This is a genomic window from Variovorax defluvii, from assembly GCF_039541515.1.
Classification (GTDB): domain Bacteria; phylum Pseudomonadota; class Gammaproteobacteria; order Burkholderiales; family Burkholderiaceae_C; genus Variovorax; species Variovorax defluvii.
The window spans coordinates 1-20,311 of record NZ_BAABGJ010000015.1; the positions used below are offsets into that span (position 1 = coordinate 1).

At 67.3% G+C, this 20,311-nt stretch carries 20 protein-coding genes; 11 read left to right on the plus strand and 9 right to left on the minus strand.

The window, feature by feature from the left end; genetic code table 11:
* Positions 1-244: 244 nt before the first annotated feature.
* The 3 genes from ABEA07_RS09065 to ABEA07_RS09075 all read left to right on the plus strand — a co-directional run bounded on the left by ABEA07_RS09065 (position 245) and on the right by ABEA07_RS09075 (position 3,431).
* The gene (locus ABEA07_RS09065) at positions 245-877 is read left to right on the plus strand and encodes a response regulator (protein WP_345537321.1); all 633 of its coding nucleotides are present in this window, start codon (positions 245-247) and stop codon (positions 875-877) included.
* Positions 878-1,005: 128 nt separating this feature from the next.
* Positions 1,006-3,069: a carbon starvation CstA family protein gene (locus ABEA07_RS09070; RefSeq protein ID WP_345537323.1), complete on the plus strand. Its 2,064-nt coding sequence runs from the start codon at positions 1,006-1,008 to the stop codon at positions 3,067-3,069.
* Between the two features lie 155 nt (positions 3,070-3,224).
* Positions 3,225-3,431 carry a YbdD/YjiX family protein gene (locus ABEA07_RS09075; protein WP_345537324.1) on the plus strand — a complete coding sequence of 69 codons (207 nt, stop codon included), beginning with the start codon at positions 3,225-3,227 and terminating at the stop codon, positions 3,429-3,431.
* A 15-nt stretch (positions 3,432-3,446) separates the two neighbouring features.
* Here the strand turns inward: ABEA07_RS09075 and ygfZ are convergent, their stop codons facing one another.
* Positions 3,447-4,370 (minus strand): CAF17-like 4Fe-4S cluster assembly/insertion protein YgfZ, encoded by a 924-nt coding sequence (ygfZ, locus tag ABEA07_RS09080; RefSeq protein WP_345537325.1) that lies wholly within the window; start codon positions 4,368-4,370, stop codon positions 3,447-3,449.
* Positions 4,371-4,446: 76 nt separating this feature from the next.
* Here ygfZ and mltG point away from each other — a divergent pair, with 76 nt between their 5' ends.
* The 6 genes from mltG (at position 4,447) to ABEA07_RS09110 (ending at position 9,046) form a co-directional block, all read left to right on the plus strand.
* A complete protein-coding gene (gene mltG, locus ABEA07_RS09085) occupies positions 4,447-5,472 on the plus strand; it encodes an endolytic transglycosylase MltG (RefSeq protein ID WP_345537326.1) in 1,026 nt (341 codons plus the stop codon).
* The gene (gene tmk, locus ABEA07_RS09090) at positions 5,469-6,113 is read left to right on the plus strand and encodes a dTMP kinase (RefSeq protein WP_345537327.1); all 645 of its coding nucleotides are present in this window, start codon (positions 5,469-5,471) and stop codon (positions 6,111-6,113) included. The genes mltG and tmk overlap by 4 nt, the downstream gene beginning before the upstream one ends.
* Positions 6,110-7,126, plus strand: a complete 1,017-nt coding sequence (locus tag ABEA07_RS09095; RefSeq protein ID WP_345537328.1) for a DNA polymerase III subunit delta' — start codon at positions 6,110-6,112, stop codon at positions 7,124-7,126. Before tmk ends, ABEA07_RS09095 begins: the two co-directional genes overlap by 4 nt.
* Positions 7,123-7,506, plus strand: coding sequence for a PilZ domain-containing protein (locus tag ABEA07_RS09100; RefSeq protein WP_345537330.1), 384 nt, complete (start codon positions 7,123-7,125; stop codon positions 7,504-7,506). Before ABEA07_RS09095 ends, ABEA07_RS09100 begins: the two co-directional genes overlap by 4 nt.
* A 68-nt stretch (positions 7,507-7,574) precedes the next feature.
* Positions 7,575-8,381, plus strand: coding sequence for a TatD family hydrolase (locus ABEA07_RS09105; protein WP_345537331.1), 807 nt, complete (start codon positions 7,575-7,577; stop codon positions 8,379-8,381).
* On the plus strand, positions 8,378-9,046 hold the full coding sequence (locus ABEA07_RS09110; RefSeq protein ID WP_345537333.1) for an ankyrin repeat domain-containing protein: 669 nt from the start codon (positions 8,378-8,380) through the stop codon (positions 9,044-9,046). Before ABEA07_RS09105 ends, ABEA07_RS09110 begins: the two co-directional genes overlap by 4 nt.
* Before the next feature lie 282 nt (positions 9,047-9,328).
* On the opposite strand, the gene ABEA07_RS09115 is transcribed toward ABEA07_RS09110, so the two are convergent.
* Both ABEA07_RS09115 and ABEA07_RS09120 read right to left on the minus strand, forming a co-directional pair.
* Positions 9,329-10,516 (minus strand): extracellular catalytic domain type 1 short-chain-length polyhydroxyalkanoate depolymerase, encoded by a 1,188-nt coding sequence (locus ABEA07_RS09115; protein WP_345537334.1) that lies wholly within the window; start codon positions 10,514-10,516, stop codon positions 9,329-9,331.
* Between the two features lie 17 nt (positions 10,517-10,533).
* Positions 10,534-10,959 (minus strand): CopG family transcriptional regulator, encoded by a 426-nt coding sequence (locus ABEA07_RS09120; RefSeq protein WP_345537335.1) that lies wholly within the window; start codon positions 10,957-10,959, stop codon positions 10,534-10,536.
* A gap of 196 nt (positions 10,960-11,155) precedes the next feature.
* Between ABEA07_RS09120 and ABEA07_RS09125 the strand changes: the two genes are divergently transcribed.
* Both ABEA07_RS09125 and ABEA07_RS09130 read left to right on the plus strand, forming a co-directional pair.
* Positions 11,156-12,205, plus strand: coding sequence for a glycosyltransferase family 4 protein (locus tag ABEA07_RS09125; RefSeq protein WP_345537336.1), 1,050 nt, complete (start codon positions 11,156-11,158; stop codon positions 12,203-12,205).
* Between the two features lie 31 nt (positions 12,206-12,236).
* Positions 12,237-14,390 carry an amylo-alpha-1,6-glucosidase gene (locus ABEA07_RS09130; protein WP_425584111.1) on the plus strand — a complete coding sequence of 718 codons (2,154 nt, stop codon included), beginning with the start codon at positions 12,237-12,239 and terminating at the stop codon, positions 14,388-14,390.
* A 149-nt stretch (positions 14,391-14,539) separates the two neighbouring features.
* On the opposite strand, the gene ABEA07_RS09135 is transcribed toward ABEA07_RS09130, so the two are convergent.
* The 6 genes from ABEA07_RS09135 to ABEA07_RS09160 all read right to left on the minus strand — a co-directional run bounded on the left by ABEA07_RS09135 (position 14,540) and on the right by ABEA07_RS09160 (position 20,301).
* Positions 14,540-15,493, minus strand: a complete 954-nt coding sequence (locus ABEA07_RS09135) for a transglutaminase-like domain-containing protein (RefSeq protein WP_345537339.1) — start codon at positions 15,491-15,493, stop codon at positions 14,540-14,542.
* A gap of 222 nt (positions 15,494-15,715) precedes the next feature.
* Entirely contained in the window at positions 15,716-16,651 is a 936-nt protein-coding gene (locus tag ABEA07_RS09140) for a flavin reductase (RefSeq protein WP_345537340.1), read from the minus strand.
* Entirely contained in the window at positions 16,648-17,016 is a 369-nt protein-coding gene (locus tag ABEA07_RS09145; RefSeq protein ID WP_345537342.1) for a VOC family protein, read from the minus strand. Before ABEA07_RS09145 ends, ABEA07_RS09140 begins: the two co-directional genes overlap by 4 nt.
* A gap of 8 nt (positions 17,017-17,024) precedes the next feature.
* Positions 17,025-17,810 (minus strand): SDR family NAD(P)-dependent oxidoreductase, encoded by a 786-nt coding sequence (locus ABEA07_RS09150; RefSeq protein WP_345537344.1) that lies wholly within the window; start codon positions 17,808-17,810, stop codon positions 17,025-17,027.
* A gap of 12 nt (positions 17,811-17,822) precedes the next feature.
* Positions 17,823-18,890, minus strand: a complete 1,068-nt coding sequence (locus ABEA07_RS09155; protein WP_345537345.1) for an LLM class flavin-dependent oxidoreductase — start codon at positions 18,888-18,890, stop codon at positions 17,823-17,825.
* 427 nt (positions 18,891-19,317) lie between these two features.
* On the minus strand, positions 19,318-20,301 hold the full coding sequence (locus ABEA07_RS09160; protein ID WP_345537347.1) for a Bug family tripartite tricarboxylate transporter substrate binding protein: 984 nt from the start codon (positions 20,299-20,301) through the stop codon (positions 19,318-19,320).
* Positions 20,302-20,311: the final 10 nt, after the last annotated feature.

A 20,311-nucleotide genomic window follows, 5' to 3' on the forward strand; every position in this document is an offset into this window, starting at 1 on the left:
GCGAGACAAAGAAAGTAACTCGCCCGCCGGGGCGAATTCCCGGCTCCTGCGCCACACAACCAGCAAGGCCAAAACAAAGCCCCGAACGCCAAGTCCAAGCCAAAACAAGAACAAAGCCAAAACAGAGGCCCAGAGCCCTCCCCCCCACCCTCTCCCAGAACAAGAGTGCGCAAGTCAGCGCCGGGCGAATCCTGAAACCGTCGCCCCCTAGGCGCAGATCGCAGCCGAAGCCGGAGCTTCTCCGATGACGATGCCCATCCGTCTCTTCCTGGTCGACGACCATCCGCTGGTGCGCGACGGCCTGCGTGCCCGGCTCGATCCGCTGCCCGGCATCGAGATCGTGGGCGAGGCCGGCAGCGCCGCCGAAGCGCTGGAGGCCATCGACCGCCAGCAGCCGCAACTGGTGCTGGCGGACGTGGGCATGAAGGACATGAACGGCATCGAGCTGGCCGCGGCATTGCAGGCGCGCCACCCGGGGGTGCGAGTGGTGATGCTCAGCATGTACGACAACCCCGAGTACGTGCAGCAGGCACTGGCGGCTGGCGCGCGCGGCTACGTCCTCAAGGACGCGCCGGCGGCGGAGATCGTCGCGGCCATCGAAGCCGCGGCGGCGGGCGGGACCTTCCTGAGCCCGGCGGTGTCGCAACGCCTCTTCCGCAACCAGGCGCCGCGGCCGCTGCTGACGCCGCGCGAGAGCGAGATTCTGTCGGCGCTCGGGCGTGGCGAATCGAGCAAGCAGATCGCGCGCACCTTGGGCCTGAGCGTGCGGACGGTCGAGGCGCACCGGCAGAGCATCAAGCGCAGGCTGGGCATCGAGGGGCAGGCGGAGCTGATCAAGTACGCTGTGGAGCATGCGCGAGGCTTCGGTCAAGGCTGAGCGGACACTTGATCAGGGTTATCCCTTAGGTGATGCCGCGCAGTTCGCTTGCGCGGTGTGACGGATGCCGGCGCGCGCTTCGCTCGCCACACTCCCTGGGTTCGCGTGACCCAAGGAGACACATCCGTATGCATACCATTCGCCGCCACCTCGTGTGGCTCGTCGTGGCGATCGCCGGCGGCTTTGCGCTCGGCACCGTCGCCCTGGCGCGTGGCGAGGCCATCAGCGCCCTCTGGGTGGTGGCTGCCGCCCTCTGCACCTATCTGATCGCCTATCGCTACTACAGCTTGTTCATCGCCGACCGCGTGCTCGGCCTGGACGGCAAGCGCATGACGCCCGCCCATCGCCACAACGACGGGCTGGACTACGTGCCGACCGACAAGAACGTGCTCTTCGGCCACCACTTCGCGGCCATCGCGGGCGCGGGGCCGCTGGTCGGACCGGTGCTGGCGGCGCAGATGGGCTACCTGCCGGGCCTGCTGTGGATCCTGGCCGGCGTGGTGTTCGCCGGCGCGGTGCAGGACTTCATCGTGCTCTTCATCTCCACCCGCCGCGACGGCCGCTCGCTGGGCGACCTGATCAAGCAGGAGATGGGCACGGTGCCGGGGCTGATCGCGCTCTTCGGCACCTTCATGATCATGATCATCATCCTGGCGGTGCTGGCGCTGATCGTGGTCAAGGCGCTGGCCGAGTCGCCCTGGGGGGCCTTCACGGTGGCGGCGACCATCCCGGTGGCGATCTTCATGGGCGTGTACCTGCGCTACATCCGCCCCGGGCGCATCGGCGAGATCTCGGTGATCGGCTTCGTGCTGCTCATGCTGGCGATCTTCGGCGGCCAGGCCGTGGCGAACAACCCGGACTGGGCGCCGCTTTTCACCTTCGACGGCAAGGCGCTGACCTGGATGCTGGTCGGCTACGGCTTCATCGCCGCCAGCCTGCCGGTGTGGCTGCTGCTGGCGCCGCGCGACTACCTCTCGACCTTCCTGAAGATCGGCACCATCATCGCGCTGGCGATCGGCATCGTCTTCGTCGCGCCCACGCTGCAGATGCCGGCGGTCACGCAGTTCGCGCAGGGCAACGGGCCGGTGTGGTCGGGCAGTCTGTTCCCCTTCCTCTTCATCACCATTGCCTGCGGCGCGGTGTCGGGCTTCCATGCGCTGATCTCTTCCGGCACCACGCCGAAGATGCTGGACAACGAGCGCCACGCGCGCTTCATCGGCTACGGCGGCATGCTGGCCGAGTCCTTCGTCGCCGTGATGGCCCTGGTGGCGGCCGCCTGCATCGAGCCGGGCGTGTACTTCGCGATGAACAGCCCGGCCGCGCTGGTGGGCAACACGCCGGAGACGGTGGCGCAGGCCATCTCGAACTGGGGCTTCGTGGTCACGCCCGAGATGCTCACGCAGACCGCGAAGGACGTCGGCGAAAGCACCATCCTCGGCCGGGCGGGCGGCGCGCCCACGCTGGCCGTGGGCATGGCGCACATCCTGCACCAGGCGATTGGCGGCCAGGCCATGATGGCCTTCTGGTACCACTTCGCCATCCTGTTCGAGGCGCTGTTCATCCTGACCGCGGTGGACGCCGGCACCCGCGCCGGGCGCTTCATGCTGCAGGACCTGCTGGGCAGCTTCGTGCCGGCGCTCAAGCGCACCGACTCCTTGGCGGCCAACATGCTCGCCACCTTCCTCTGCGTCGCGGCCTGGGGCTACTTTCTCTACCAGGGCGTGGTCGATCCGCTGGGCGGCATCAACACGCTGTGGCCGCTGTTCGGCATCTCCAACCAGATGCTGGCCGCGGTGGCGCTGATGCTGGGCGTGGTGGTGCTCTACCGCATGAAGCGCGAGCGCTACGCCTGGGTGGCGATCGTGCCGGCCGCCTGGCTGCTGGTGTGCACGCTGACGGCGGGCTGGCAGAAGATCTTCTCGGCCGATCCGAAGGTCGGCTTCCTCGCGCACGCCTCGAAGTACGCCGAGGCCCTGGAGAAGGGTGTGCTGCTGGCGCCGGCCAAGACGCCGGAGGCGATGTCCCGCATCGTCTTCAACGACCGGCTCGATGCGGCGCTGTGCGCGCTCTTCATCTTCGTCGTCTTGAGCGTGCTGTTCTACAGCGTGAAGAGCGTGCTGGCCGCGCGTGCCTCGCACAAGCCGACGGCACGCGAGACGCCTTTCGAGGCGATGCCCACCCAGGCCGCGTGAAATGAAGCTCTCCCCCAGGCTTCGCGCACTTTGTGTCGCTACGCCACCCCCCTCACCTGGGGCAACACCAGCGGCCCGGCAAAGCCGGTTCCGCGGTGTTTCTCGAACGGGCCTCGCTGCGCTCGCCTCGCGCAGCGTCATGGGATATTGAGGTGATGGCTTCTACGCTGTCCGAAGCCGGGCGCTACCTGGGCCGCTCGCTGGCGCAGTCGCTGCGGCTGATGGTGGGCCTGCCGGACTACGACGCCTACCTCAGCCACATGGCGCGCACGCATCCGGAGCAGGCGCCCATGAGCTACGAGGCTTTCTTCCGCGAGCGCCTGGAGGCGCGCTACGGCAGCGGCAAGGGGCGCTGCTGCTGAGCGCCCGCAGCGGGCTCAGATGTCTTGCAGAAGGGGGTAGGGGAGGGGCTCGACCTTGAGGGCCGCGCCGCCGGCGGAACCGGCATGCAGGCCTCCGGCGTCGAGTGCCGCGATCTGGATCGACACCAGCGCGGCCCAGCCGCCGCCCGGCGCGGGGGCGGCCTGCGCCACCAGGCCGACGGGCTGCTCCGCGTCGTTGGCGGCAAAGACTTCCTGGCCTGCCTCCACCGGGGCCTCGGACTGCACCAGGTAGGTCCGCCGCTTGAGCGTGCCGCGGAACTGGCTGCGGGCCACCACCTCCTGGCCGGGGTAACAGCCCTTCTTGAAGTTCACGCCGCCCACGGATTCGTAGTTGAGCATCTGCGGCACGAAAGCCTCGACGATGGGCGTGCTGACGGTGACGATGCCGCTGCGCACCTCGCTCCAGGACCACAGTGATGCATCGAGCGCCGGGCCCTCGGGCGGCGGGGTGCCGGCGGGGGCGATGTGCAGTGCACGCGGAACGCCGTCGGCGGGGTGGAGCGACACGACATGCGCTTCGCCGACGGTGCTGCAGCGGCCCGGCGCCGCGCCCGCATCGACGCCGTTCGCCGCCAGCGCCGTGCCGGCCAGACCGTGCAGCGCGAATTCTTCGGTGGCATCGCTGAGCTTGAGCTTGGCCCGCAACACGTACATCGAGAGTCGCTTGAGCGTGGCCGGCAGGATGTCGCGGCCCAGCACCAACAGCACCCGGTCCGGCTGCGGCTTGATGCCGATGAAGCTCGCGATCACGCGGCCCTTGGCCGTGCACAGCGCGGCCAGTCGCGCCTCGGCGGGGCCGAGCAGGGCGAAATCCTGGGTCAGTTGGCCGTTGAGGAAATTGGCGGCCTCGGGGCCCTCGGCGCGGATCACGCCGAGGTGGGAAAGGGCTGTAACGCCGTTCAGAACGACAGGGGTCATCGCTGAATTATCATGGGCCGGTCCGTTCCGTTCGGCCCGCAGGGCTACCGCGCTTTTCTCCTCGTCCACCGGATCCGTGCGCCGCTTCCTCCTCACGCTTTTTCTGCTCGCCGCTTTCGTCGTGCTCGGCGCCGGTGCGGCCGGGCTGTGGTGGGTGCAACAGCCGCTCAAGCTGCCGGCACCCTCGGTGGACCTGTCGGTGGAACCCGGCACGACGCCCAAGGGGGTCGCGCAAGCAGTGCAGGCCGCGGGCGTGGCGGTGCCCTGGCAACTGCTCTACGGCTGGTTCCGCTTCTCGGGGCAGGACCGGCAGATCCGCGCCGGGAGCTACGAACTCGAGCGCGGCGTCACGCCGAGGCTGCTGCTCAACATGCTGGTGCGCGGCGAAGAGGCCACTCGCAGCGTCGTGCTGGTGGAAGGCTGGAGCTTCCGCCAGGTGCGCGCCGCGCTGGCCAAGGCCGAGCAGCTCAAGCCGGACAGCCTGGGCCTGAGCGACGAGGAACTGATGAACCATTTCGGCAGGCCCGGCGTGCACCCCGAAGGGCGCTTCTTCCCCGACACCTACACCTATTCGAAGGGTTCGAGCGACCTCGCGCTGCTGCAGCGTGCGATGCGTGCCATGGACAAGAAGCTGGAAGCCGCCTGGTCGGCCCGGGCCTCCGACCTGCCACTGAAGTCGCCCGACGAAGCGCTGATCCTCGCCAGCATCGTCGAGAAGGAAACCGGCGCGGCCAAGGACCGCGCCGAGATCGCGGCGGTGTTCATCAACCGCCTGCGCGTCGGCATGCCGCTGCAGACCGACCCGGCCGTCATCTACGGCATGGGCACCCGCTTCGACGGCAACCTGCGCAAGAAAGACCTGCAGACGGACACGCCCTGGAACACCTACACGCGCCCCGGCCTGCCGCCCACGCCGATCTCCATGCCCGGCAAGGCGGCGCTGCTGGCCGCGGTCCAACCGGCCCAGAGCAAGTCGCTCTACTTCGTATCGCGCGGGGATGGCTCCAGCCACTTCAGCACCTCGCTGGACGAACACAATCGCGCGGTCAACCGCTACCAGCGCGGCATCGACACGCCGCCGGCCAAGGGTGAACAGCGATGAGCGCAGGCCTGTTCCTCTCGCTGGAAGGCATCGACGGTGCCGGCAAGTCCAGCCACATCGATGCGCTGGAAGCGCTGTTCAAGGCGGCGGGACGGCAGGTCACGCGCACGCGCGAGCCCGGTGGAACGCCGCTGGCGGAGACGCTCCGCACCCTGGTCCTCAACGAGGCCATGGACCCGCTGACCGAATCGCTGCTGGTGTTCGCGGCGCGGCGCGATCACGTCGTGCAGGTGATCGAGCCCGCGCTCGCACGCGGCGACGTGGTGCTGTGCGACCGCTTCACCGACGCCACCTTTGCCTACCAGGGGGCAGGGCGGGGCTTCGACCAGGCGGTGCTGGCCACGCTGGAGCGCTGGGTTCAGGCGCGTGACGATGCGGCACTGCTGCAGCCGGCGCTCACGCTGTGGTTCGACCTGCCACCCGAAATCGCCGCCGAACGCCTGGCGGGTGCGCGCCTGCCGGACAAGTTCGAGTCGCAGCCGGTCGAGTTCTTCCGGCGCGTGGCGAGCGGCTATGCAGCGCGTGCGGCCGAGGCGCCCCGCTTCGCGCGCATCGACGCGAATCGCTCGCGCGAACAGGTCTGGGCGCAGGTCGAAGCGGTGCTGGCGGAGCGTGGCCTGATCGGGAGGCACACGCGATGAGCGACGCGGCACCTCTGCTGCCCTGGCTGCGCCGGCCCCTGGCCGAACTCCTGCGCCAGCGTGGCCATGCCTGGCTCCTGCATGGGCCGTCCGGCCTGGGCCAGTACGAACTGGGCCTGGCGCTCGCCGCGGCCTGGCTGTGCGAGCGGCCGGCGGACGGGCAGGGCGCCTGCGGCCATTGCCCGAGCTGCCACGCGATTGCGGTACGCACCCATGCGGACCTCTGCGTGCTGATGCCCGAAGTGGCGATGCAGGAACTGGGCTGGCCACTCGACGAAAAAAGCCAGGCCGACATCGACGACAAGAAGCGCAAGCCCAGCCGCGAGATCCGGGTGGAAGCCATGCGCGACGCGGTCGGCTTCGCCCAGCGCACCAGTGCGCGCGGCCGCGGCAAGGTGGTGCTGGTCTATCCGGCCGAGCGCATGAACACCATCACCGCCAACGCGCTGTTGAAGACGCTGGAAGAGCCGGTCGGCGACGTGCGCTTCGTGCTCGCCAGCGAGGCTGCCTGGCAATTGCTGCCCACCATCCGCAGCCGCTGCCTCGGCTTCACCCTGCCGTGGCCCGGCGAGGAGGAGGCGCGCGACTGGCTGGTGGCGCAGGGCGTGCCGGCCGCGGATGCGCCGGCGCTGCTGCGCGCCGCCGGCGGCCGTCCCAGCGATGCGCTTCGCCTGGCCGCCGCAGGCCAGTCCCCCAAGGCCTGGAGCCTGCTGCCCAAGGCCTTGCAGCGCGGCGAGGTCGCCGCCCTGGCCGATCACGCGCCCGCCCAGGCCATCGTCGCCCTGCAGAAGCTGTGCCACGACCTCATGACGGTGGACAGCGGCGCCGCGCCCCGTTTCTTCGACGCCGCCGACCTGCCGGGGCCGCCCTCACGCGCGGCGCTGGCGCGCTGGGCCCGGTCCCTCGCAAATGCGGCAAAAACCGCAGAACATCCTTTCAATGCCGGCCTGATGCTCGAGGCGCTTGTGAGCGAAGCGCGAAGCACCCTAAACTCGGCCGGCCGCCGCCCATGAATACATCCGCCACCCCCACGCCCGCCGCGCCCGCCGCAACCGCCCGTCCCAGCGTCATCCAGTTGGCGATCAAGGAAAAGGGGGCGCTCTATGCGGCCTACATCCCGCTGTTCGCCGAAGGCGGCATCTTCATCCCGACCTCTCGCGAATACCGGCTCGGCGACGATGTGTACGTGCTGCTGACGCTGCCGGAAGACCCGCAGCGCTATCCGGTGGCCGGCAAGGTGGCCTGGATCACGCCGGCCCGTGCGGCCGGCAACCGGGCGCCCGGCGTCGGCATCCGTTTCCCCTCCGACGAGAAGTCGCGCCAGCTCAAGGCGCGCATCGAGGAGGCGCTCGGCGGCATCATGGCCTCCGACCGCCCCACCCAGACCATCTGAGCGTTCCCGTCCCCCGTGACGCGGACCGCGGGCGCTGCGACTGCGGCGCCCTTTTTCTTTTTGCCGCGATGTTCACCGACTCCCACTGCCATCTGACTTTTCCTGAATTCGCCGGCCGGATGCCCGAGATCCGCCAGGCCATGGCTGCCGCACAGGTCGACAGGGCACTGTGCATCTGTACCACCCTCGAAGAATTTGCCGAGGTGCACGCTCTGGCGTCCGGTTTTGACAACTTCTGGGCCAGCGTAGGTGTCCATCCGGACAACGAAGGGGTGACGGAGCCCTCCGTCGAGGATCTGGTGTCGCGTTCCGCGCTGCCGAAGGTGGTCGCGATCGGCGAGACCGGGCTGGACTACTACCAGATGGAAGAGCGCAAAGGCGGGCGCAGCATCGGCGACCTGGAATGGCAACGCAAGCGCTTCCGCGTGCACATCCGCGCCGCGCAGCAGGTGCGCAAGCCGCTCATCATCCACACCCGCGAAGCCTCGGCCGACACGCTGGCCATCCTGAAGGAGGAGGGCGAGGACGGCGGGGCGAGGGCGGCGGGCGGCGTGTTCCACTGCTTCACCGAGACCGCGGCGGTGGCTCGCGCCGCACTGGACCTGGGCTTCTACATCTCCTTCTCCGGGATCCTGACCTTCAAGAAGGCCGCCGATCTGCGCGAAGTCGCCGCCTTCGTGCCGCTGGACCGCATGCTGATCGAGACCGACAGCCCCTACCTCGCACCCGTGCCGTACCGCGGGAAGACCAACAACCCGTCGTACGTGCCCTACGTGGCGCAACAGATCGCCGAGCTCCGCGCCCTGCCGGTCGAGGCCATCGGCGAGGCGACCAGCCGGAATTTCGAGGCCCTTTTCAAAGGGGTGAAGTCGTGAAAAACAACTTCAAGAATCTACTTTATCTTATTGTTTTTACTGCATCTTTTTCGATTTATGCGGGTTCGTATGAAGACTTCTTCCGGGCCGTGCGCAGCGACAACGCCAGCGGCATCCAGGCGCTGCTGAACCGCGGTTTCGACCCGAACACCGTGGACGAGCACGGCCAGGCGGGCCTGCTCATCGCCATGCGCGAGCCCTCGCCGCGCGTGATCCAGGTGCTGCTGGATTCGCCGAAAACCAACGTCGAGGTGCGCAACGCCAAGGACGAAAGCCCCCTGATGCTGGCCGCGCTCAAGGGCCAGCAGGAACTGGTGACGCGCCTCATCGCCCGCGATGCCGACGTCAACAAGCCGGGCTGGACGCCGCTGCATTACGCGGCCACCGGCGGCCACGTGGCGATCATGAAGCAGTTGCTGGAGCACTACGCCTTCATCGATGCACAGTCGCCCAATGGCACCACGCCGCTGATGATGGCCGCGATGTACGGAACGGCCGAGGCGGTGCAGTTGCTGCTCGACGAAGGCGCCGACATCGCGATGAAGAACCAGCTGGGCATGACCGCGCTGGACTTCGCGCAGCGCGCGAACCGGTCCGATGCGGCGCGGCTGCTGAGCAACGCGGGCGCGGCCAAGGCCAAGCGGCCGAGTGACGGCAAGTGGTGATCGTGGATCAGTGATCGGGGCTGATGCTCGGCCTGGGATCCGCATGCTCGGACCGGCCCGGGTCTCCTTCGGCAACACAATATGCATTATGTTAAATCAAGGATGCGAATCCGCAGGACGCTCTCCTTCCACGACCCGTTCGGCCAATCCGCTCGAAATCAAAGGCTTTCGATCCGCTGAAGCGCGCCAGGCACCTTGATCGGCCCCGCGCGGTCCGATGGCGCGCTGGATCGCGAACTTTCTGGAGTTGCGCAACCGTGTCAACGCCACCGGCGCATGGGTTCAACCGCGGGGACTGTGCGACAGAAAGAACCGCAGCATCTCGGTGCTTGCATCGGCCCCTGCCGGGTTGGTGTAGCTTCCATGGGCGCTGCCGCCCGACCAGGCGTGTCCCGCCCCGTGCAGCCGCCAATACTCGGCGGTGCTGCGGCCCGCATGGTCCGTGTAGACCGTGCGCGTGTGGCGCTGCCCTTTGCCCGAATGTCCTTCCGCGGTGCGCGCGGTCGGCATGCTTCCCGTCGCCTCTTCGGTCGCCGTGCGCGCCGCCTCGATGATCGCCGCCCCATTGCTCACGTGCACCGTGACATCCGCATCGCCATGAAAGACGATGGTGGGCGGCATGGGTTGTGCGCGCGTGGCGCCTGACGCGGCACTGCTGCCGCGCATCGCGGACATGGCGGACATCAGGTCCGTCGCCGAGCCGCTCGGCAATCCCGAGTGGATGCCGACTGCCGCGAATACGTCTGGATAGCAGCGGCCGAGAATGTCCGCCATGGCGCCGCCCGCAGACAGGCCCGCCACGAAAACGCGCGCCGCATCGACGTGATGCTCGGCCGTGATCGACTGCGCCAAGGCGGCCAGGATGGCTGGCTCACCCCGCCCGCGTTGCTGATGCTGCGGCTTGAACCAGTTCCAGCATTTCTGTGAGTTGGCGTGCTGCGTCTGCTCCGGATAGAGCACCACCACGCCGAGATCGCGAGCCAGCGCATTCATTTGCGTGCCTGCAGCGAAGTCGTCCGCGCCTTGCGTGCACCCGTGCAACATCATCACCATGGGGCGCGGCGTGATCGCGATGCCCGGCGCGCAAGGCGGAAGATAGAGCTTGTACGCCAGCGTGCGCCCCTGGTGCGTGAAGCGGCCGTCGATCCACCGTTCCTCGCGTGCACCATCGACGTCGAAAGGTGCCTCGCCGGGTCGTTCCACCACCCCAGGATGGCGCACGTTCGGGGTTGCCTCGGCGAACTCCGCAGGCAGGTCGATCACGCGCGTCAGGCCATCGAGGATCACCGCTGCGCCCGGGCGGCGCGACGCGTGGGAGGTGGGCGGAGGTGTCGCGGGGTCGCTGACACCGAACACTTCGGAGGCACCTCCCCGAAGCGCGCGCTGGATCGCCTGCGTCGCCTCGCGGAGTTGTCCGTTGCGGGTCAGCGCCGTCGCCTCGACCATCAGTTTCTGAAGCAATTCGTTCATGAGTTCTTTCGTGTGGATCAATGAATTCGTCCGGCCAGCGCTGCCTTGACGGCGCTGCTGGCCTGCAGCGCTCCCAGCACCGTGATGGATTCGATGGTGGCCAGGGCGAGTTCAGGCGTGACGTCGGCGCCGAAGCTCGCAAGGCCGAGTACGCGTATTTGCAATTTCTGTCCCGAAGCGCGTGCGGCCTCGAGGTCTGCTGCAGAGAAATGCTGGAGACCAAGCACCAGCAGCTTTCGCGCGACGGCTTGCTTGAGTGCGTCCGCGTGTGTGGCGAGTTGGTTGCGAATCGCGGTGCGGATGAAATCCGTTCGATTCGCGTAGAAGCTCTCGGCGACCAGGAGATCGATATGACCGAGGTCGACAAAGCCGACGTTGATCGTGATCTTTTCTGATTCGGGTGTTTTCGCCGTAGGAAGGCGCGTCACATTGTTGCTGGGCATGCGGCCATCCTAACACCATCCAGCTGGATGGTGTGGGGATGTTTTTTTTGCGTGGAGATCCCGGAGTGACGGGCGCCGAGCGGCCGGCACCCCTCATCCGCGGTCAAGCGTCTTCTGCGACGGCGTCTGCGCCTCTTGTCTTTCGCCCGAAGAGCGCTCCTATTGGAACGATGACTTTTTATGGATCGGAGACAGTATGAAGATCGCCCAGGTTTCGCCTCTGTGGGAGGCCGTGCCGCCGACCTTCTACGGGGGCACGGAGCGCGTCGTCGCCAATCTCAGCAATGCCTTGGTCGACCAAGGGAACGAGGTCACCCTCTTCGCGGCCGGAGGATCGCACACCCGCGCGACGCTGGTGCCGGTCCGGCGGCAGGCGCTGCGGCTCGATCCGGCGCCGCTCAAGTCCGAACTGGCCGCGCATCTGCTTCTCATGAGCGAAGTTAGGCGGCGCGCCGACGAGTTCGATGTGCTGCACTTTCACATCGACCTGTTGCATTTCCCCTTTTTCGAGGACATGGCCGATCGCACCCTCACCACGATCCATGGCCGACTGGATCTGACGGACCTGGCCGAGGCATATGGGAGGTGGAGTGAGTTTCCCCTGGTCTCGCTCACCCATCAACAGCGCGAGCCGATGCCCTCGGCCAACTGGATCGGCACGGTGCACAACGGAATCGACGACACGCATTTCAGCCCGTTGACCAAGCCGACGGGCGCATATCTCGCCTTTCTCGGTCGCATCGCGCCCGAAAAGCGTCCCGACCGCGCCATCGACGTCGCGATTCGCGCGGGTGTACCTCTCAAGATCGCAGCCAAGGTGGATGCCGTCGACCGCGCCTACTTCGAGAACTGCATACGCCCGCTGCTGCAGCACCCGCTCATCGAATACGTGGGCGAAGTGAGCGACGCCGAGAAGCCCGGGTTCCTCGGGAACGCACGCGCCCTCCTCTTTCCGATCGACTGGCCGGAACCCTTCGGGCTCGTGATGATCGAGGCGATGGCCTGCGGCACACCGGTCATTGCATGGCGCTGCGGATCGGTGCCAGAGGTGCTGGAGCATGGCCTGACCGGGTTCATCGTCGACAACGAACAGGAAGCCACGGCCGCTGTGAAGCACGTGGGGAAGCTCGATCGTGCGCGCATACGGGCGGCTTTCGAGCGCGGGTTCTCCGCCAAGGTGATGGCATCCGCCTACGTCAAGCTCTACCACGGGCTGCCGGCAATGAGCCTGCCCGCCGCCGCTTGAGGAAGCTGTTGTGATGAGCCAGGGACAGGGAATGACACAGGAGCCTGCGCTCCAGGGACTCGACACCGAGGAACTCATCGAACGCAGCCCGCAACGCCTGTTCGTGCTGAAGGAGGGAGACACCTTCCTGGTCGCCGACATCTACGGCGATGTGACCGGCGCTGCGGACGGCTTGTTCGTGAACGACACGCGGCTGCTGTCGACGTTCTGCCTTCGCTACGGGGGCCGCAGGCCCTCGCTGCTGTCGGGCGGCGTGAGCCAGGACAACGTCTTCTTCGCCGCGCATATGACCAACCAGCCCTTGCCGCCGCTGGGCGATGCCGCGACGCCCGAAGGCGTGATACATGTGGAGCGCGAGCGACTGCTGTGGTGCGGCCGGATCTTCGAGCGGATCAGCCTCTTCAACTATGGTCGCGCACCGGTGAAGGCGCCGTTGACCATCCGCTTCGGCGCGGACTTCCGCGACATGTTCGAGGTGCGCGGACAGCAGCGTTCGCAGCGCGGCATCGCGCAGCCGGCCGTGGTCGAGGAGCGCGCAGTGCGGCTCGGCTACGAAGGCCTGGACCATGTCCTGCGAACCGTGAGCATCGCGTTCTCGGAGGAGCCCGTGAGGCTGGACGAATCCCTGGCAGAGTTTTCTGTCGAGGTTCTCCAACGTACACCCTGGGTCCTCTATATCGAGGTCGGCCCCTCGCTCGCGATGGCGCCCAGCCGCGCCCGCCACCGGCAGGCGGCTGCAGCCGCACGGCGCAGCATGCGCATGCGGCAGCGCCGGGGTGCACGGACCTATTCGTCGGCTCGGCACTTCCAGCACTGGATGGACAAGTCGCGCGCCGACCTCGCGCTCCTGACCACCGAACTGCCGACGGGGCCCTACCCTTACGCGGGCATCCCGTGGTTCTCCACCCCCTTTGGACGCGATGCAATCGTCACCGCGCTGCAGACCTTGTGGCTCGACCCCTCGCTCGCACGCGGCGTGCTGTCGTTCCTTGCGCACAATCAGGCGCAGCAGACCTCCTCCTTCCGCGACTCGGAGCCCGGAAAGATCATGCACGAGAGCCGCAAGGGCGAGATGGCGGCGGTCGACGAACTCCCGTTTGCCAAGTACTACGGTGGGGTCGACACCACGCCGCTGTTCGTCATGCTCGCCGGCGCCTATGCCGTTCGGATGGGCGGCGCGAGCGAGATCGATGCCTATTGGCCCGCTCTGAACAATGCGGCCCGGTGGATCGAACGCAGCAGCGGCGGCAATCCCCAGGGCTTGTTGACGTACGCGCGCGGCGAGGCCAGCGGATTGGCCAACCAGGGATGGAAGGACAGCGACGATTCAGTCTTCCACGAAGACGGGAGTTCGCCCGAGGGGCCGATTGCGCTCATCGAAGTCCAGGGCTATGCCTGGCGCGCCTATCTCACGATGGCCGAACTCGCAGGCCTGCGGGGCGAAGTCGACGCGGCCGCACACTGGAAAAGCCGCGCGGGCGCCCTCAGGCGCGCTGTCGAGCAGCACTTCTGGCTCGACGGCCTGGCGTACTATGCGCTCGCGCTCGACGGCACGGGGCGCCCCTGCAGGGTGCGCTCCTCCAACGTAGGCCATCTGCTGTACTGCGGGCTGCCTTCCCCCAAGCGCGCGCAGGCGGTCATTCGACAGCTGCTCGGCCGCGCGTTCGACTCGGGCTGGGGGATCCGCACCCTGCCGTCAGAGGCCGCGCGCTACAACCCCATGTCCTATCACAACGGTTCGGTCTGGCCGCATGACGTTGTGCTGTGCGCATCGGGCATGGCGCGCTACGGGGAACGCGACGGCATCGTTCACCTGATGACCGGCTTGTTCGAAGCAGCCACCTTCTTCGGCATGCGCCTGCCCGAGCTGTTCTGTGGCTTCAGCCGCGAGACGGGGGAGCCGCCCATTGCCTACCCCGTCGCGTGCTTGCCGCAAGCATGGGCGGCGGGGTCCGTCTTCATGTTGCTGCAAGCAATGCTCGGCTTGCACATCGACACCGCACGCATGACCGTGCATGTGAGACAGCCGCGCCTGCCGAATGAGCTGGACCGGCTTCAGGTTCGCCACTTGAAGGTGGGAGACCAGGTGGTGGATCTCAGCTTCCAACGGGCGGAGCAGCGCGTCGTCGCTTTCATCGAGAACCAGCGCGGATCGCGGAAGGTGCATCTCTCTGTGCACTACTGACCTTCGCTGCGGCCTGTTTCGACGCTGATTGCAAACTACGATGCGTCAACACCGCCCGTGAAAAGCCCGCGCGAAGCGGGCCTCGAACCCTCGAGGAAGTGAAGCGTAGGGTGATAGGCGCCACATCCGCATCCAGCAGCCCAGGCCCCCTAGTCCGGAAGCTGTTTCAGGACGGGGCCCTGTGCCACTGCTCCGCCCGCTTTGGAGTCGAAGGATGCGCAACCTGACAGCTGCAGGGGAGAGGCTGCGGCCGTGGACAGAGCGTCGGCGCAATGGTGAGGCGTTTCGAGTCCCTCCCCCTCCAGGGCCCGGACTTGTATCGAAGGCGCCTTGGAAACGACATCGCCAAAAATGGTGGCAAAGGCGACGTCCGCTGCGTCTCTCCCCGTTCCCAGGCGGAGGAAGCCCATGGGAACCCCCGTACCCGAGGCGTCGAACAGGTACCAGCGGTCCCCCAGGTAAACCTCCACGTAGGCGTGGAAATCAGGCGGCCCCAGGGCGGGGTCCGCGCCATAGTCGGTGCCCGTTCCGATGCGCGCCGGTATGTTCAATGCGCGACACAGCGCGATCATCAGGTGCGTGAAGTCGCGGCATACGCCGACCCGCTCGATCAAGGTGTCGATGGCCGACGTGTTCGAGTTCGTGGTATTCGAAGCAAAGGTGACATGCTGCTGGACCCAGTGCTGGATGGCCAGCACCCGGCTGTACCCTTGCCAAAGATTGCCGAAGTTCGTGAGGGCCATTCTGAGCAGCCGGTCCGATTGGCAATACCTGCTCGGGTAGACATAGGGGAGCACTTCCAGGGGCAGGCAACGCATCGGTACTTCGTGCAAGCTGCCAGGGTCGGCGCGATGGTGTGCGATGTCGACGGTTGCACGGTAATTCAGATGGAGCGTGCCCTGATCGGCGTGCAAGCGCATGAAGCGTGTATGCGTTGCCGGGTCGGTGGCCACATCCGGAATCACGGGCTGGCTGAGCGCGAGATGCTCTTCGACCACCGTCTGCTGTTCGGTGTGCGCGGCGTGCACATTGAAGATGAAGTCGGCTCCGGCCGGGGTCCGGACCTCATAGTCGAGCTCCACCTGATACTGAAGCCGGATCATCGTGGCGCACCGTTTCTCATCCCCCTTTGTCCTCTTCATCCACCGCCCGGTCTGTAGGACAAGCCAGTGAACGCCACCCACAAGGTCCCGGGCGGGAACGTGAGGTCCACGGCGCCGGCTGCACCACCTGTTGGCGCCGAATGCATCCAGATAGCGATCGCGTCTCGCGCGCCTGGGGGCCGCGATGTGGCCGGCTGGTTGGTCATCGGCGCGCAAGGCGCCCTACCCCGCCTTGCGCAAGGCGGTGATGAGCGCGTCGAGCGCGCCCACCGCCCCGTCGCCGTCACGCGCGCGCAGGCACTGCACGACCTGGCGGCGCAGCGGGAATACGTCCGGCCGCGGATGTGCCGGGATCACGTGCGTCATGCGCTCGCGCAGCACGGCGGTCATGGTGTTCGCCATCAGGCGCAGCGCCTCGTTGTGGCCGGCCATGGCGATGGACGAGAAGAATCGCGCCGTGGCCTCGATGCGCTGGGCCAGCGCTTCCACGCCCTGGTGCTGCTCGATCTCGTCGACGGCCGACTCGATGGCCTCGACTTCCGCCTCGGTGGCGCGGTCGCAGGCCAGCCGCAGCAAGGTCCCGTAGAGCGTGCGGTAGGCTTCATCGATGTCGGTGGTGTTGAGCTGTCCGTCCAGCACCAGCTTGCGCAGCGACTCGGCCAGCATCCTGTAGGCGCCCTTGTAGAACACCAGCGCCGGGTCGGCAGGACCGCCGGCCATGTGCCGCACCTCGCCGATGAAGATCTCGTGGTCGCCGGCCTCGTGGCGGGCATGCACGCGGCACTCGAAGCTGGCCAGGCAGTCGTCGATGAGCGGCGTGCCCATGGGACCGGCGCGCCACGCCACGCCCTCGAACTTGTCGGCGATCTTGCTCGAGGCGAAGCGCCCCGACAGCCCGTCCTGGCTCTGCGACAGGATGTTGATGGCGAAGGCGTCGGCCTCCACGAAGGACCGCAACAGGCTGCTCGCCTTGCGCAGGCTGAAGAGCACCAGGGGCGGCTCCAGCGACACCGAACTGAAGGAGTTGCACGTCAGGCCCACCGGCTTTCCGTCGGCGGCGTTGGTCGTGATGATCGCCACCCCGGTCGGGAAGCATCCCAGCAACTGGCGGAACAGCCTCGGCTCGATGACCTCGATGTGCGATGCAGCGTGGCTCATGGCGTCGGCGTCCCTTGGCGCTTGAAGAGCTGAACGATGTTGCCCTCGGGGTCGCGCAGCGACAGCACCGCGCCGTGCGAACCCATGTCGCGCTGGCCCAGCACCTCGCCGCCCAGGGCCTCGACGCGCTCGATCGTGGCGGCGAAGTCCTCCACCTCGAACACCATCACCACCCCGGAGGTCGCGGGCGCGCCCTCCTCCTTGCAGGCCACGGCGACGTTGGTGTTGCCTGCGCCGTACTGGATCCAGCGATCCTGGTCGCGGAACTTGAGCTGCAGCCCGAGTGCCGATTCGTAGAAGGCATGGAGTTCGGCGGGGCGCTCGGCCACCACGAACACGTTCTGAAGGCGCTTGGGGGATTCCATGGGAAGGCTCACGGTCTGGCTTCGTTGTAGAGATTGATGAGGGAGGCCTTGAGGAAGCCGCCGTCGACCACGATGTCCTCCCCGTTGACGTAGGTGGATGCATCGCTGGCCAGAAAGGAAACGGCCTCCGCGATGTCCGCGGGATGGCCGATGCGCCGGGCCGGAATGCGCGAGGTGCGCAGCTTGAGCGCGTCGCCCTGGTAGTGCACTTCCGACAGCGGCGTACGGATCATGCCGGGGCTGACGGAGTTCGCGCGGATGCCGCGCGGCCCCCACTCCACCGCCATCTGGTGGGTCAGCGCGCGCATCGCGCCCTTGGTCGGCCCGTACGCGCCTGAGCGCGTGGACACCTGGGCCGCGATCGAGGCCACGTTGACGATGCTCCCGGCCTGTCGCTCGAACATCATCGGCACCAGGGCCTGCGCGCACAGCAGCGCGCCGCGCAGGTTCACCTGGAAGACGCGGTCCCACAGCTCGATCGGGAAGTCCTCCAGCGGCACCTGCTTCGCGGTGATGGCCGCGTTGTTCACCAGCACGTCGCAGCGCCCGTAGCGAGCGCGCGTGAGCGCCGCCATCGCCCGCACGGAGGCCGGGTCCGCGATGTCGCAATGCACGGCCAGCGCGCCCTCGGATTCGACGGGTGCCTGCGGATGGCTGATGTCGGCCTGCACCACCTGCGCGCCGATCGAGCGCAGGTGCTGGCAGATCGCCTGGCCCAGCCCCCCGGAGGCGCCGGTGACCACGGCCACGCGCCCCTGCAGGGCCTGGCGGTCGAAGGTGTTCGAGAAGGACATCGTCGAAGTCACTCAGGCCGCGGCGGCGCTCATCGACTCGACCTCCTTGCGGATGGCCGGGATGATCTTCTCGCCCCACAACTCGATCTGCCGCAGCATGGTCTTCTGGTCGCAGTCGCCCAGCTGGGTCTGCAGTGCGATGTGCTTGGGACGCAGGATGCTGATTTCCTCCAGCATCCTGTCGATGACCTGGTTGACCGAGCCCACGGGCAGGTTGGCGCGCAGCTGATCCATCGTCGGATCGGTGGGCGACGGCACTTCCTTGACCATGTAGCCGTCGTCCGATTGCGCGCGGCGGAACTTGAGGCTTTCGGAGATGCGGCGCTGGAAGCGTGCGTTGTCCAGGTAGGCGTCGATCTCGGACTGCTTGTCGGAGGCGAAGGCGCAGCGCAGGAAGCCGAACTTCACGTCGTCGTCGAGGTCGGCGCCATTGTCCTGCGCCACCTTCTCCAGGCGCTCGCGCAGCGAGGAGACGGCATCGGTGCCGTTGAGCAATGCGGTCACGAAGAGGTTGTGGCCTTCGCGCACGCCGCGGCCCAGCGTGACCGGGTTGCCCGAGGTGATCCAGAGCGGCGGCATCGGGCTTTGCACCGGGCGCACGGCGATGGAGCTGGGCGGCAGCTTGAGGTACTTGCCCTGGTACTCGACGATTTTCTGGGTCAGGCCCTTGGGGATGATGTCGAGGAACTCGTTGTAGATCGCGCCCGACTCCTCGATCTTCACGCCGAAGCGCTCGAACTCGAATTCCTGGTAGCCGGAGCCGATGCCCAGTTCCAGGCGGCCATGGGAGACGGTGTCGACAAAGCCCACTTCGGCCAGGAAGCGCGCGGGGTGGTACAGCGGCAGGATGCACACGGCCGAGCCCAGGCGGATGCGCTGCGTCTTGGCCGCCATGTGGGCGATCATCATCAGCGGCGAAGGCGAGAGCGAGTAGTTGTTGAAGTGGTGCTCTGCGTACCAGGCGGTGTCGAAGCCGGCCTGCTCGGCCGCCACGGTCTGCTCGATCGAGTTCTGGATGACCTGTTGCGAACTCTGGTGGTAGCCGCGTTGCTGGGCCAGGATGAAGACGCCGAATTCCATGTGTGTTTCCCGTTGCGAAGCGTGTTGTGCGATGCAGGGAATTCTGGAGTTCGCCCCTCGAATCGAGAATAGCGAGGGAGCGCGATTCAGTCCTGCAAAAAAATGCGGGATATCTGGCTCTCCCCCAGGCTTCCCCACTTCGTGTGGTCCGCCAACCCCCTTCCGGGGGCGCACCCAGCGGCCCGGCAAAGCCGGTTCCGCGGAGGATGTCGCTCTCCCCCAGGCTTCCCCACTTCGTGTGGTCCGCCAACCCCCTTCCGGGGGCGCACCCAGCGGCCCGGCAAAGCCGGTTCCGCGGGTGCTCCCGAAGGGGCCGGCTTCGCGGCCTGGGGGTTTCTTGCGGCGAACGAAAAAAGTGCCATCGCGCCGGCTTGCGGCAGGATGGCACGTCAGGCTGTCGGGGATCGCGGGGCGACCGCCCTGCCCTTTACTTGTCCTTCAGGTCCGTGGTCCTGGCCAGCCCTTGCCAGATCGCGGCGTCCTTCTTGATCGAGGCGGCGAATTCCTTCGCGGTGCGCGCCGGCGGCACGATCATGTTCTGGCCCTCGATCTTCTGGCGCACCGCATCGGTCTGCTGCAGGCGGTTGATCTCGGTGTTGAGACGGTCGATGATGGCCTGCGGCGTTCCGGCCGGCGCGAAGAAGCCGTACCACCCATCGGCCTCGAACTTGTAGCCCTGCTCCGCCAGCGTGGGCAGGTTCTTGGTGGCGGGCCAACGCTGCGAACCTGTCTGGCCCAGGCCCACCAGCCGGCCGTTGTGCATGTGCGGGATGGGCGACTGGATGTCGGTGAAGCCCACGCTGATGTTGTTGGCGATCAGATCCGTCACTTCGCTGACCAGCGTCTTGTAGGCCACGTGCGGCATGTCCAGGCCGTAGTGCGCCTTGATGCCCTCCATGGCCAGGTGGCCGGAGGAGCCGTTGCCCCAGGAGCCGTAGGCCAGCTTGCCGGGATGGGCCTTGGCGTAGGCCACCATGTCGGCCAGGTTCTTGAAGCCGGTGCTCGGGTTCGCCACCAGCAGGATGCCGGCCGCGCCGAACTGCGTGACCGGCACCAGGTCCTTGTCGGCGTCGTAGGGCAGCTTGGCGTGGATCACCGGGTTGATGAGGATGGCGGAGGACGGCGCGAACAGCAGCGTGTAGCCGTCGCCCGGGGCCTTGGCCACCGTGTCCGTCGCGATCAGGCCATTGGCGCCGGCCTTGGGCTCGACCACCACCGGCTGCTTCAGCACCTTCGACAGCGGCTCCGCGATCATGCGGGCGAAGATGTCGCCGCCGGCGCCGGCCGAGCCGGCCACCACCAGGCGGATGGGACGCGAAGGCCAGGCGTCGTCGGCGAAGGCGCTGGCACCCGCACCCAGCATCATGCTGGCGAGCAAGAGGGTGCGTCGGTTCAGAGATGTCGGGATCATTCGGGTCTCC

Excerpts from the sequence above, each read along its gene's own strand:
- ABEA07_RS09155 (WP_345537345.1), bottom strand. The coding sequence starts at position 18,890 with ATGGAATTCGGCGTCTTCATCCTGGCCCAGCAACGCGGCTACCACCAG.
- ABEA07_RS09135 (WP_345537339.1), bottom strand. The coding sequence starts at position 15,493 with ATGATCCGGCTTCAGTATCAGGTGGAGCTCGACTATGAGGTCCGGACC.
- ABEA07_RS09070 (WP_345537323.1), top strand. The coding sequence starts at position 1,006 with ATGCATACCATTCGCCGCCACCTCGTGTGGCTCGTCGTGGCGATCGCC.
- ABEA07_RS09130 (WP_425584111.1), top strand. The coding sequence starts at position 12,237 with ATGACACAGGAGCCTGCGCTCCAGGGACTCGACACCGAGGAACTCATC.
- ABEA07_RS09100 (WP_345537330.1), top strand. The coding sequence starts at position 7,123 with ATGAATACATCCGCCACCCCCACGCCCGCCGCGCCCGCCGCAACCGCC.
- ABEA07_RS09115 (WP_345537334.1), bottom strand. The coding sequence starts at position 10,516 with ATGAACGAATTGCTTCAGAAACTGATGGTCGAGGCGACGGCGCTGACC.
- ABEA07_RS09150 (WP_345537344.1), bottom strand. The coding sequence starts at position 17,810 with ATGTCCTTCTCGAACACCTTCGACCGCCAGGCCCTGCAGGGGCGCGTG.
- ABEA07_RS09065 (WP_345537321.1), top strand. The coding sequence starts at position 245 with ATGACGATGCCCATCCGTCTCTTCCTGGTCGACGACCATCCGCTGGTG.
- ABEA07_RS09125 (WP_345537336.1), top strand. The coding sequence starts at position 11,156 with ATGAAGATCGCCCAGGTTTCGCCTCTGTGGGAGGCCGTGCCGCCGACC.
- ABEA07_RS09095 (WP_345537328.1), top strand. The coding sequence starts at position 6,110 with ATGAGCGACGCGGCACCTCTGCTGCCCTGGCTGCGCCGGCCCCTGGCC.
- ABEA07_RS09075 (WP_345537324.1), top strand. The coding sequence starts at position 3,225 with ATGGCTTCTACGCTGTCCGAAGCCGGGCGCTACCTGGGCCGCTCGCTG.
- ygfZ (WP_345537325.1), bottom strand. The coding sequence starts at position 4,370 with ATGACCCCTGTCGTTCTGAACGGCGTTACAGCCCTTTCCCACCTCGGC.
- tmk (WP_345537327.1), top strand. The coding sequence starts at position 5,469 with ATGAGCGCAGGCCTGTTCCTCTCGCTGGAAGGCATCGACGGTGCCGGC.
- ABEA07_RS09105 (WP_345537331.1), top strand. The coding sequence starts at position 7,575 with ATGTTCACCGACTCCCACTGCCATCTGACTTTTCCTGAATTCGCCGGC.
- ABEA07_RS09145 (WP_345537342.1), bottom strand. The coding sequence starts at position 17,016 with ATGGAATCCCCCAAGCGCCTTCAGAACGTGTTCGTGGTGGCCGAGCGC.
- ABEA07_RS09160 (WP_345537347.1), bottom strand. The coding sequence starts at position 20,301 with ATGATCCCGACATCTCTGAACCGACGCACCCTCTTGCTCGCCAGCATG.
- ABEA07_RS09140 (WP_345537340.1), bottom strand. The coding sequence starts at position 16,651 with ATGAGCCACGCTGCATCGCACATCGAGGTCATCGAGCCGAGGCTGTTC.
- ABEA07_RS09120 (WP_345537335.1), bottom strand. The coding sequence starts at position 10,959 with ATGCCCAGCAACAATGTGACGCGCCTTCCTACGGCGAAAACACCCGAA.